This window comes from Motilimonas sp. 1_MG-2023, from assembly GCF_030547455.1.
Classification (GTDB): domain Bacteria; phylum Pseudomonadota; class Gammaproteobacteria; order Enterobacterales; family CBDFNC01; genus Motilimonas.
The window spans coordinates 143311-155625 of the sequence record NZ_JAUOPX010000001.1 but is presented as its reverse complement, the minus strand read 5'-3'; the positions used below and the strand labels follow the sequence as shown (position 1 = coordinate 155625).

Annotated in this window: 14 protein-coding genes; 5 read left to right on the top strand and 9 right to left on the bottom strand. The window is 43.5% G+C overall.

Annotated features, from left to right (window positions below):
- Positions 1–3: 3 nt before the first annotated feature.
- Together Q4519_RS00720 and dolP are read left to right on the top strand one after the other, a co-directional pair.
- Positions 4–591, top strand: a complete 588-nt coding sequence (locus tag Q4519_RS00720) for an SIS domain-containing protein (RefSeq protein ID WP_232799914.1) — start codon at positions 4–6, stop codon at positions 589–591.
- 10 nt (positions 592–601) lie between these two features.
- Positions 602–1177: a division/outer membrane stress-associated lipid-binding lipoprotein gene (gene dolP / locus Q4519_RS00715; protein WP_303508430.1), complete on the top strand. Its 576-nt coding sequence runs from the start codon at positions 602–604 to the stop codon at positions 1175–1177.
- A 47-nt stretch (positions 1178–1224) separates the two neighbouring features.
- On the opposite strand, the gene Q4519_RS00710 is transcribed toward dolP, so the two are convergent.
- From Q4519_RS00710 to zapE, 8 genes are all read right to left on the bottom strand, one after another.
- The gene (locus Q4519_RS00710) at positions 1225–1629 is read right to left on the bottom strand and encodes a ClpXP protease specificity-enhancing factor (protein ID WP_232799916.1); all 405 of its coding nucleotides are present in this window, start codon (positions 1627–1629) and stop codon (positions 1225–1227) included.
- Positions 1630–1640: 11 nt separating this feature from the next.
- The gene (gene sspA / locus Q4519_RS00705; protein WP_232799917.1) at positions 1641–2276 is read right to left on the bottom strand and encodes a stringent starvation protein SspA; all 636 of its coding nucleotides are present in this window, start codon (positions 2274–2276) and stop codon (positions 1641–1643) included.
- Positions 2277–2363: 87 nt separating this feature from the next.
- Complete coding sequence (locus tag Q4519_RS00700) at positions 2364–3101, bottom strand: cytochrome c1 (protein WP_232799918.1); 738 nt, start codon at positions 3099–3101, stop codon at positions 2364–2366.
- A complete protein-coding gene (locus tag Q4519_RS00695; RefSeq protein WP_232799919.1) occupies positions 3101–4378 on the bottom strand; it encodes a cytochrome bc complex cytochrome b subunit in 1278 nt (425 codons plus the stop codon). Before Q4519_RS00695 ends, Q4519_RS00700 begins: the two co-directional genes overlap by 1 nt.
- The gene (gene petA, locus Q4519_RS00690) at positions 4378–4968 is read right to left on the bottom strand and encodes a ubiquinol-cytochrome c reductase iron-sulfur subunit (protein WP_232799920.1); all 591 of its coding nucleotides are present in this window, start codon (positions 4966–4968) and stop codon (positions 4378–4380) included. The genes Q4519_RS00695 and petA overlap by 1 nt, the downstream gene beginning before the upstream one ends.
- 302 nt (positions 4969–5270) lie before the next feature.
- Positions 5271–5660 carry a 30S ribosomal protein S9 gene (gene rpsI / locus Q4519_RS00685; protein WP_232799921.1) on the bottom strand — a complete coding sequence of 130 codons (390 nt, stop codon included), beginning with the start codon at positions 5658–5660 and terminating at the stop codon, positions 5271–5273.
- 16 nt (positions 5661–5676) lie between these two features.
- Entirely contained in the window at positions 5677–6105 is a 429-nt protein-coding gene (gene rplM, locus Q4519_RS00680; protein WP_232799922.1) for a 50S ribosomal protein L13, read from the bottom strand.
- A 208-nt stretch (positions 6106–6313) separates the two neighbouring features.
- The gene (zapE, locus tag Q4519_RS00675) at positions 6314–7420 is read right to left on the bottom strand and encodes a cell division protein ZapE (protein ID WP_303508424.1); all 1107 of its coding nucleotides are present in this window, start codon (positions 7418–7420) and stop codon (positions 6314–6316) included.
- 195 nt (positions 7421–7615) lie between these two features.
- Here zapE and Q4519_RS00670 point away from each other — a divergent pair, with 195 nt between their 5' ends.
- The 3 genes from Q4519_RS00670 to degS all read left to right on the top strand — a co-directional run bounded on the left by Q4519_RS00670 (position 7616) and on the right by degS (position 10923).
- Positions 7616–8182, top strand: a complete 567-nt coding sequence (locus Q4519_RS00670; RefSeq protein ID WP_303508422.1) for a YhcB family protein — start codon at positions 7616–7618, stop codon at positions 8180–8182.
- Positions 8183–8302: 120 nt separating this feature from the next.
- The gene (locus Q4519_RS00665) at positions 8303–9664 is read left to right on the top strand and encodes a Do family serine endopeptidase (RefSeq protein WP_232799925.1); all 1362 of its coding nucleotides are present in this window, start codon (positions 8303–8305) and stop codon (positions 9662–9664) included.
- A 167-nt stretch (positions 9665–9831) separates the two neighbouring features.
- On the top strand, positions 9832–10923 hold the full coding sequence (degS, locus tag Q4519_RS00660) for an outer membrane-stress sensor serine endopeptidase DegS (RefSeq protein WP_303508419.1): 1092 nt from the start codon (positions 9832–9834) through the stop codon (positions 10921–10923).
- A gap of 137 nt (positions 10924–11060) precedes the next feature.
- Here the strand turns inward: degS and murA are convergent, their stop codons facing one another.
- Positions 11061–12314, bottom strand: a complete 1254-nt coding sequence (murA, locus tag Q4519_RS00655; RefSeq protein WP_303508416.1) for a UDP-N-acetylglucosamine 1-carboxyvinyltransferase — start codon at positions 12312–12314, stop codon at positions 11061–11063.
- Position 12315: the final 1 nt, after the last annotated feature.

Here is a 12315-nt window from a genome sequence, read left to right as displayed (position 1 = left end):
AAGGTGCGCGACAAAATAAAAGAAAACTTTACCGAAAGCATTCAAACCAAGATCGCCGCGGCTGAAGCCCTACCTGAATATATAGAAAAAGCGGCACTTATGATGGTGCACAGCTTACTAAGTGGTAATAAAATTATTGTTTGTGGTAATGGTGGTAATGCCGCACTCGCGCAGATTTTTGCATCACACTTGCTGAACAAGTTTGAAACCGAGCGACCAAGTTTGCCAGCTATTTCAATCACACCGGATTCGACTCTAATTTCAGCGATTGCCACGGATACCCATTTTGATGAAATTTATGCCAAACAAGTAAGAGCCCTAGCCCAAGGTGGCGATATCTTATTGGCCATTTCCCATGGCGGCAACAGCCGTAACGTTATAAAAGCTGTTGAAGCGGCAGTGAGTCGGGATATGAAAATTGTCGCACTGACTGGCGGTGACGGCGGTGAAATGGCTGGTTTACTCAGTGAGACAGACGTTGAAATTAGAACCCCTTCACCGAAGGGCTGTCGAATCGAAGAAATGCATTTATTTGTCTTAAACTGCATTAGTGATCTAATAGATCAAACCCTTTTTTCTACCGATAGATGAGTATAGTTAAATGAAAAAACGCCTAAGTTTCGCTTTGATTGCCAGCTTAAGTTTAGTTCAAGGCTGTGCTGGCCTTTTTGTTGCAGGCGCTGCAACTACAGCCGTGGTGGCAAATGATAGACGCAGTGTCGGTACCCAACTTGATGATCAAAACATTGAGTTAAAAGCTATCAATGCGTTAGCAAAAAATGAGTTACTTTATAAAGCATCGCGCATTTCAGCCATTGCTAATAATGGTAATGTGTTATTGGTCGGGCAAACACCCACTGCTGAATACCAAAAGCAAGCTGAAAAAATAGTAGATGACATTTCGGGTGTACGTCGAGTATTTAACGAATTACGCCTCAATAAACCAATCAGTTTGGGTCAACAAACCTCTGACACTTGGATCACAACCAAAACTAAGTCACTTATCTTAGACGATCCAGCAATCAATACATTGAAGCTAAAAGTGGTGACTGAAGATGCCGAGGTCTTCTTGATTGGTCTCGTCACCGAGAAAGAGGCCGAGAAAGCAGTGGAGATTGCCCGTCATGTAAAAGGCGTTAAACGGGTAGTGAAAGTGTTTGAATACGTTGCCGAGTAGCTTAATATTTATGTTGAAAAATAAAAAACCGCTTTTCAGCGGTTTTTTTATTTAACGACACGTAAACCCGGTTTCCCTTTAGGTGGGGGCGTCGGCTCTGGAGCTTCTGTTGGCGTTTCTTCAGTCAACTGAGCGTCGTAAAAAGGCTCTGCAGGAAACATAGTTCCCGCGCCATTTTCACGCGCATAAATCGCCTCTACCGCATACATAGGAATGTAGACCTGGAACGGGGAGCCAGAAAATCGAGCATTAAAGCTAACCGCTTCTTTACTCATGTCAAAAGCAGTCACCGCTCCCGGAGCAATATTTAAGACAATTTTACCATCTTTAATAAATTGCTCAGGCACATTTACATGGGGTAGAAATGCACTGACCACTAAATGAGGGGTCATGTCATTATCTAAAATCCAGTCGAAAAATGCCCTTAATAGATAAGGGCGATTAGGTGTCATTTCACTCATAATTAGATAAGTACGCGAATGTCGCGCTCTGTCTCTGTTAATGCCGCTTGGAATGATTCACGATCAAAAATACGGATCATGTAACCCTTCATACCTTTCATTGCTGGGCCATTTAGCTCAATACCCAATTCTGGCAAACGCCATAACAGCGGAGCCATATAGCAATCAACCAAAGTAAACTCTTCACTCATGAAGTAGTCCATTTCATCAAACACAGGTGCAATTGTTGTTAGCGACTCTTTCAATTTTGCGCGCGCTGCGGTTGCTTGCTCGGCCGAGCCTTTCATGATCAGGTCAACTAAAGAGTACCAATCATTTTTGATGCGATGCATCATAAGACGACTGTTACCACGAGCAACCGGATAAACAGGCATCAATGGTGGATGAGGAAAGCGTTCATCCAAGTATTCCATGATAATGTGTGATTCATAAAGAACCAGTTCACGGTCTATCAGAGTAGGAACTGAATTGTATGGATTAAGCTCCACGAGTTCAGTCGGTAAATTGTCTGGATCAACTTGTGTGATTTCGACACTTACGCCTTTTTCAGCCAGCACAATGCGAACCTGATGACTGTATAAATCTGATGCACCTGAAAACAAGGTCATCACAGAGCGTTTATTAGCAGCAACTGCCATTTAATCCTCCAACTCTTCAAAAACATAAAAAGGCAATGAGGGTAAAACCCCCATTGCCATTAATAACACATTTTATTATCGATTCGTCTAATGATGAACGTCGCGCCAGAACTCTTTCTTCAGTAAATAAGCAATAATGAAGAAGATAAATATAAAGCCAAGGACAAACATCCCTAAGCGTTCACGCTCAACGCGCATCGGCTCACCCGAATAGACCAAGAAGTTTACCATATCTAGCACAGCTTGGTTATATTCATCTTTACTTAGTTCACCGCTACCATCAGCTTCGATTGAAACTAAGGTTTTATGCTCAACGCCATCAACCATTTCCGTTTCGAAAACTGCATTCGGCACACCTTGTAATTCTTCTAGTACATGGGGCATCCCCACATCTGGAAAAACCGTGTTATTCACGCCAAATGGACGGCTTGGATCAGCATAAAACGAACGTAAGTAAGTATACAACCAATCAGCACCGCGCACACGAGCCACTAAGGTTAAATCCGGTGGCGCAGCACCAAACCATTTAGCGGCTTCTTTTTTGTGCATTGAGTTAGTCATTAGGTCACCAATTTTTTGATCGGTAAACACTAAGTTATCTAACATCAGGTCATTAGGGATATCTAAGTCATTAGCAACTCGCTCATAACGTTGATAACCCATGGTATGACAACCTAGACAGTAGTTGATGAACAACTTAGCACCGTTTTGCAGCGATGCTTTATTGGTTAAATCATAATTTGCCTTATCCAAAGGGATACTTGGACCTGCAGCAAACACTAAGCTCGGCAGCAGGGCAAATAAAGTAATCAGTAACTTTTTCATTATTTAGTGATCCTCTCTGGCACTGGCTTACATTTCTCGTTTTTACTGTAAATAAACAGCAAGGCAAAGAAGGCGAAATAACCAAATGAACATATTTGAGAGATCACTGTGTATAACGGTGTTGCTGGCAATGCACCAAGAATACCTAATACGATGAAACAAATAATAAACTGTGTAATATTCAGCTTATGTAGCGTACTACGGTAGCGAATAGAGCGAACCTTACAACGGTCGAACCAAGGTAAGAAACACAGAATAAGTACCGAGCTACCAAATACAATAACACCTATTAATTTGTCTGGGATCGCACGCAAAATCGCATAAAACGGTGTGTAGTACCAAACTGGCGCAATGTGTTCAGGCGTTTTCAGGCCATTTGCTGGCTCAAAGTTAGGTGGCTCAAGGAAATAACCGCCGCCTTCTGGCCAGTAAAATATAACCGCAGCAAACAAGAACAAGAACACCGCTACGCCCACTACATCTTTCACCACAAAATAAGGAAAGAAAGGTGCCGCATCTACAATGTCTTTTTTATCAGAGAATTGCTTATGGTATTTAAATGGACTTAATTCACTTTCAGGAACTGAGCCCTTCTTCTTCTTGATCTCGATACCTTCAGGGTTATTCGAGCCCACTTCATGCAGTGCCACAATATGCAAGAACACCAATACCACGAGTACTAGTGGTAAAGCGACCACATGCAAAGCGAAGAAACGCGTTAGGGTTGCCCCAGATATAACAAAGTCACCACGGATCCACTGTGTTAGGTCATCACCAATAATTGGAATGGCACCGAATAGCGAGATAATTACCTGAGCTCCCCAGAATGACATTTGGCCCCATGGCAGTAAGTAGCCCATGAATGCTTCGGCCATCAACACTAGGAAGATAAGCATACCGAAAACCCAAATTAGCTCGCGAGGCTTTTGGTAAGAACCATAAATCAAGCCGCGGAACATATGCAGGTAAACAACGATAAAGAAGAATGACGCGCCCGTTGAGTGCATGTAACGCAGCAACCAACCGTATTCCACATCACGCATAATATATTCAATAGAAGCAAACGCACCTTCAGCAGAAGGGTTGTAGTTCATTGTCAACCAGATACCTGTAAGAATCTGATTAACCAGCACTAGCATGGCTAAAGAGCCAAAGAAGTACCAGAAATTAAAATTAATTGGCGTTGGATATTGGGCTAAATGTTTATTCCAAGTGTCTGTCATGGGGATGCGTGCATCTACCCAATCAATCACACCTGTCACTAGTCCTTTAATCATTATGCATCTCCCTCTGATACGCCCACAAGCACGGTATTATCATCTTTGAAATGATAAGGAGGTATCACTAAGTTCAACGGTGCAGGTACGTTTTGGAACACTCTTCCCGCCATATCAAACTTAGAGCCGTGACATGGACAGAAAAAACCGCTCTTAACGCCTTCAACCAACTCTCCAAAACCATCTGGTAAATAAGTTGGCGAACACCCTAAGTGGGTACAAATACCTACAGCAACAAATATTTCAGGTCTGATTGAACGTGCGGGGTTAGCCGCATAATCAGGCTGTTGAGGCTCCTCAGAATTAGGATCTCGTAATTTGTCATCATGAGCTGCAAGATCTTTCATTGCAGCATCAGTACGGGACACAACCCATACCGGTTTACCTTGCCATTCAACACGAATTAATTGGCCAGGCTCTATTTTACTTACATCCACTTCCACCGGGGCACCAGCTGCTTTAGCCTTAGCACTCGGGTTCCATGATTTGATAAATGGCACGGCGACTCCCGCAGCTCCTACAGCTCCGACAACAGCTGTTGTCGCAGTAAGAAACATACGTCGGCCAGTATTCACAGGCGCATTGCTCATCCAAAAACTCTCCCTACGGACTCCGCGATTATTATTATTTCCCTTGCGGTAAATCAATTCTAGCGTTTAAGCAGATTTCTGCATTACGGGGTCGGTACAATTGTCACAGAAAAATCGTGTGAATTCTAAAGAAATAGGCGCAATTTGACAAGCTGATAATGTCTTTAACATTTTTTCAGCATCCAATTCTGAGAGTTGCCACGTTTGTTTACAATTTAACGAAATAACAATCAGAAAGTTCAATTAGCCTAAAACAAAAAAACCCGACATAAGCCGGGTTTTGCATACTCGATAAACGAAAATTAACGTTTTGAGAATTGTGGACGCTTACGCGCTTTGTGTAGACCCACTTTCTTACGTTCAACTTTACGTGCATCACGAGTTACGAAGCCAGCTGCACGCAATTCAGCGCGTAGTGTCTCGTCGTATTCCATAAGTGCACGAGTGATACCGTGACGGATTGCACCCGCTTGACCAGTAGTACCACCACCTTTAACTGTAACTTTGATATCAAACTTATCAGTTAGTTGAACTAGCTCAAGAGGTTGATTAACAACCATGCGAGACGTTTCACGACCGAAGAACTCTTCAAGAGTACGATCGTTGATAGTTAGGTTACCGCTACCCGCTTTTAGGAAAACGCGAGCAGTAGAGCTTTTGCGACGACCAGTGCCGTAGTATTGATTTGCCATTTGCCTGAATTCCGTATTAGATGTCTAAAACTTGTGGTTGTTGAGCCGAATGTTGATGCTCAGAACCCGCGTAAACTTTCAATTTACGGAACATTGCACGACCTAGAGGGCCTTTTGGCAACATACCTTTAACAGCTGATTGAATAACACGCTCTGGCGCTTTTTCGATTAGCTTTTCGAAAGAGATAGATTTCAAACCACCTGGGTAACCAGTGTGAGAGTGATAAATCTTACCTGCAGCTTTATTACCAGTTACGGCAATTTTCTCACAGTTTACAACGATGATGTAATCACCAGTGTCAACGTGTGGAGTGTATTCTGCTTTATGCTTACCGCGTAAACGAGAAGCGATTTCAGTAGCTAAACGACCTAAAGTTTTACCTTCAGCATCTACCACATACCAGTCGCGTTGAACGCTCTCTGGTTTTGCAACAAAAGTTTTCATTAAACTCTTACCCAAAAATTAAAAAATGTTACGAAATGACTACTTAATTCAAAGTAGCGATTAAATACCACCTTCGTACCCCTTCGAATACGAACACTTGGTGCCAACAAATCCACCAAAGTTGGTGATTGTAACTGGGGGTCGCAAGATTATACGGAAAAGCTTTTTAGAAATCATCCTTTTTTGCTGCTATTTTACCCACAGATAATTAAGCCAGATGTTCACGAGCCAAATATTCTGTACTTTGCATTTCTTGTAAGCGCGAAAGGCAACGTTGAAACTCAAAACTCAAGCGACCACCTTGGTAAAGTTTATCCATGGCCACTTCCGCGGAAATGATCAAAGTGACATGACGCTCATAAAATTCATCGACCATGGCTATAAAGCGCCGCGCGGCATCATCACTGTCTCCGCCCATTACGGTCACATTAGCCAACAGTATCGTGTGGTAAATTTTAGACAGCTCAATATAGTCAACTTGACTGCGCGCACTGACGCATAAAGCCAAAAACTCAATAAACAACACGCTATCGGCCTCTGCCCTTACCGGAATCTGACGATTAAGAATTTCAATATAGTGTTCATATTGCCTTGGTTCGAAAGAGAGCTGCTGGAAATAGCGATTGAGGTTTTCTTCCGCCTGTTGATCAAGAGGGAAGTGATAAATTTCAGCTTGCTCTAAGGTTCGCATACGGTAATCAATGCCGCTATCAACGTTGACGATTTCACAGTTTTCATTAATCAGTTTAATCGCAGGTAAAAAACGAGCGCGCTGCAAGCCGTTACGATACAGATCATCAGGAATAATATTTGAAGTGGCCACTAACACCACGCCACGTTCAAACAAAGCTTCGAACAAGGTGCCTAACAACATAGCATCAGTGATATCAGAAACGAAAAACTCGTCAAAGCAAATCACTCTTGCTTCAGCAGATAACTTATCAGCAATAATAAGCAAAGGATCTTCTTGGTTTTTTAATAAACCCAGCTCTTGATGCACGCGATGCATAAAGCGGTGAAAGTGCACTCGCATTTTTTGCGAAAACGGCAAGCAATCAAAAAATGTATCGACTAAATAAGTTTTACCTCGCCCTACTCCGCCCCAAAAATATAAACCCTTAATGGTTTCAACAGGCTCAGGGGACTGAAACTTTTGCTTAATCTTATCTAACCAGCTTGTTGATTTTACACTTGGCGCAGGCTTAACTAAATCTTGATAAAGGCGCTCAAGAGCAAACACGGCTTGCTCTTGCGCCGCATCATAGAAAAAATCATCTTGTTTTAGGTCGCTTTGGTACTTGAGTAATGGCGTCACAGGCTTTATTAATATCCATACAGGTTTATCAGGTATAAACTTGCACTTTGCATCCTAATGGGTTGCAAGCGCTATAAAACAATATTGCAACAGTTTAGGTTGCTTTGTATATACCCAAGTCACGCTAAAATCCCATGCCGTGCGTTTTGTGGTATATCAATGGTGTACCCGTATTTTCAGTGAGTTGGAGTAGATATGACAGAAATTACATTAATCAGTACTTTTATTTTTGCCCTTATTATTGGCTTTATGATTGGCCGTCGCTTCCCGAGTAATAAACAAGCCGCCCAATTTGAGAAACAGGTTACTTCACAGCAACAAAAAATGAATGACTACCAACATCAGTTGGATAAATGCCAAGCGCAAATAAAACAACAAACAAACGATCAAAGCAAATATCAGCAACAAGTATCGACCCACTTTGCGAAAACAGCCGATTTAATGGATAGCATCGCAAATCAATATCAAACCTTGTATCAGTACATGGCACAGCAATCAGAACAACTGTTACCTGAAGCAGAAGCCAACCGCAACATTTCAATTTTTAGACGTAACAAACGCGTCGATGACACAACTTCAACCGACTCCCAAGAGCTTGAGACAAAAGCCACTGAACTAAACACACAGCAAGATGGCGCATCTACTCAACATTCGGATAACGCTGATATCAAAAATCCCCTCGCGGTGAACCTTGAAAACCCTCAAACCGACCCTAGTCTAGTTGAGAAAGTAACACCGAAGTCGCCTGAAAAAGTGTCGTAGAAGTGCCTTACAGTGAAGCAATGTCAACTTGGGTAAAGTACTGTAAAGAGCTGAACAGATTGTTAATTTTAGACTCTATTAAAGGTATAAATTGAGTAACTTTGACTCTAGGAGAGCAAGATGAAAAAACCGATTTCTATTTTTACTGCTGTTGCCCTTTCAACTGCCTTAGCCTTAGGTAGTTTACCAGCACAAGCCGCTCACCCAGTGGCGATACAAGGGCAAGAATTGCCCAGCCTGGCACCATTACTTGAAGAAGTCAGCCCTGCGGTGGTTAATATTTCTGTTGCTGGTACCAAAGTTTCGCGGCAAAACATCCCTGAGCCTTTCCGTCATTTTTTCGGACCTGACGCCTTAGCTGAAGGAGCTAAACAACCGTTTAGGGGGTTAGGATCTGGCGTTATTATCGATGCCAAAAAAGGATACGTGATCACTAACTATCATGTGATCCACCAAGCTGATGAAATTAAGGTTACGTTAAACAACGGCAAAGAGTACACCGCAAAGAAAATTGGTGAAGATCAGCAAACCGATATTGCATTGTTACAAATTGATGCCAAAAACCTGACCGCCATTAAGCTGGCCAACTCAGATGAACTGCGCGTGGGTGACTTTACCATAGCTATTGGTAACCCTTTTGGCTTAGGTCAAACCGTCACCTCTGGCATCGTTAGCGCACTGGGTCGCAGTGGCTTAAATATCGAAAACTATGAGAACTTCATCCAAACCGACGCTGCAATTAATAGCGGTAACTCCGGCGGTGCACTGCTCAACCTACGCGGTGAGTTAATTGGTATTAATACCGCCATCTTAGGCCCTAATGGCGGTAACATCGGCATCGGTTTTGCTATCCCAGTGAACATGGTGAAAAACCTGTCGGCACAAATTTTAGAGTTTGGTGAGGTTCGCCGAGGCCTATTAGGCATTACAGGTGGCGAGCTGACCCCCGAGCTTGCCGAAGCCTTTGGTTATGACACCCAACACGGCGCTTTTGTTAACCAAGTCATGGCCGATTCAGCTGCCGAGGAGGCAGGGCTACAAGCCGGTGACATCATCATTAAACTTAACCAACAAAAAATACGTTCATTTAATGAGCTTCGCGCAAAAGTAGCCACCTTGGGTGCAGGTAAAGAAATCAACCTTACCGTTGTTCGTGACGGCAAAGAAAAAGATTTCAAAGTCATACTGCAAGAAGCTAAAGAATCCAATATCGCCGCTAATTCATTACATCCGGCCCTTGAAGGTGCCACGTTAAGCAGCACCGCACCCGGCGAGAAAGTGCAAGGGGTATTAATCAGTAAGATAGTGCCTAACTCACCTGCCGCGTTAGCAGGCTTAGAAGAAGGAGATATCATTTTGGGTATTAACCGCTTACGCACTAAAGATATGGCAGACTTACGTAAAATAATTGAAGATAAACCTTCGGTTCTCGCCCTCAATATCAAACGTGGCAACGCCTCTTTGTACCGCGTGATCCGTTAATTCATTGAAGTGAGGAGGTAAGCTCTTAATATAAAACGCGGCAATTTCCTTTCGTTATCGCGAAATCCGCTAAATATAGCTACCTCTGTCAAACGCCCGCAACGCGGGCGTTTTTTTTTGCTACATTTTTGTTATTCTGCTCCTTTATCTTAATGTAAATATTTAACATGCCTTCTGCTCTCAGCTATTTAATAAAATCTATCAGTATTGGTGTTCTCATTGCCGTATTTTTACTGATTTTCTTCCCTCCCCTGCGCAATAATCACGAACTGCCATTTGCGGAACAAATTGAAACTTACAGCAGCCAAGTCGAAAGCTACGGTAGTGCAGTGCGAAGAGCGGCACCTGCCGTGGTAAATATTTATTCACAGAACTATCAACGCTCGAACATCAATAGCCAGCCGGAGCTAAGACCGACCGGCCTTGGCTCCGGTATTATCATGAGCGCACAAGGCTATATCTTAACCAATATGCACGTGGTCGAAAAAGCAGATCAGGTACTCGTCGCTTTGCAAGATGGCCGCCTGCTTACCGCTCAGATGATTGGTAGTGACGCGGTTACTGATTTAGCCGTATTGCAAATAGAAGCGGAAAACCTACCGGTGATCCCACAAAACCCCGCTTACTTACCTAAAGTTGGCGATGTTGTACTGGCTATTGGTAACCCATACAACATAGGGCAAACGGTGACTCAAGGGATCATTAGTGCCACTGGTCGTACAGGCATAAGCTCTACAGGACGGCAAGACTTTTTACAGACCGATGCCGCTATTAATCGGGGTAATTCAGGCGGCGCACTGATCAATAGCCGAGGCGAGATGGTTGGGATCAATACCTCCGCATTTCATGTCACGCAAAACTTAGACAGTTATGGCATCAGCTTTGCCGTGCCCTATTTACTCGTTGCGAGGATCATGGATAGTTTGATCCGTGACGGCCGGGTGATACGAGGCTCAATTGGTGTCGTTGGTGGGCCAGTAAACCCTGTTATGGCGCGATTATGGGGAATTGAGGCGCAAAAAGGCATAATGATCACGGGTGTGATGGATGGTGGTCCAGCAGATTTAGCTGGCGTGAAAACATCAGATGTGATGTTGGCGATAAACAAAGTACCAGTGATAGGTGTTACCGATGTGTTAGATCGGGTCGCAGAAGTGCGCCCAGGCGAAAGAATAGCAGTAAAATTACTTAGAGAAGGCAAAGAAGTTGAACTTGAAATCGAAGTTGCTGACTACGACATACTAAAACAACAAGAATAGTCATTTACCTTGATAACCCGACAAATAAAAACGGCCGCTATTCAGCGGCCGTTTTTATTAATAGCTAACCTAAATGTTAGTAGCATGCTGTATCTAACTGCAGGCTTAAACAGAACAAAGTTCGTTAACCAGTGATGTTAAGCAATACGCTCCATCGTTGCACCTAGAGGAATGAGTTTATTTTCAATGCACTCATAACCACGATCAATGTGATAAATACGATCAACTATGGTATCCCCCTTGGCTACTAAACCAGCAATCACTAAACTAGCAGAAGCACGTAAATCCGTTGCCATCACTTGAGCGCCAGATAATTGCTTCGTGTAAGCGCAAATTGCCGTATTACCTTCAAGTTCGACGTCTGCGCCCATACGTTGTAATTCAGGCACATGCATAAAACGGTTTTCAAAAATAGTTTCCGTTACACGTCCAGCACCTTCAGCCACGACGTTAAGCACAGTAAACTGCGCTTGCATGTCAGTAGGAAAACCAGGGTAAGGCACTGTTTTAACATTCACTGACTTCAATGTCCTGCCACGCATATCACATGAAATCCAGTCATCGCCAGACTCCACTAAGGCACCCGCTTCTTCTAACTTAGCCAATACTGCTTCAAGTAAACGTGGGCTAGTCTTATGACAAGTGATCTTGCCACCTGTTACTGCTGCAGCAACAAGAAAAGTACCGGTTTCAATACGGTCCGGCTGCACTTCATATTGGCCACCCGTTAAGGCTTCAACACCTTCAATAGTAATGGTATCGGTACCCGCACCTGACACTTTACCACCCAGAGCGTTAATAAAGTTGGCAAGGTCAACAACTTCAGGCTCACGCGCAGCGTTATCGATTACCGTAGTCCCATCCGCGAGAGCCGCAGCCATCATAAGGTTCTCAGTACCCGTTACGCTAACCATGTCCATGACAATATGCGCACCTTTCAAGCGACCATCAACGCGTGCTTTGATATAACCATCTTCAACAACAATATTGGCACCCATTAGCTCTAAGCCGTGAATGTGTAGATTCACCGGACGCGCACCAATAGCACAACCTCCCGGCAAAGATACATCGGCCTTGCCGTACTTAGCAACGAGCGGGCCTAGCGCAAGAATTGACGCTCGCATAGTTTTAACCAGATCATATGGCGCTTTTTGATGATGCACGCCACCCGCGTTGATCACCACGTTTTCGTTTTGCTCTGCCGTTGCCCCTAACTCACGTAACAAAGCCAAAGTGGTTTTAATATCACGTAGCTTAGGCACGTTTGAAATCACCACTTCATGGTTTGATAATAAGGTGGCAAATAAAATTGGTAACGCAGCGTTTTTAGCGCCAGAGATGGTCACATCACCGTTTAAGGTGCAACCACCTTTGATTAAAAACTTATCCATT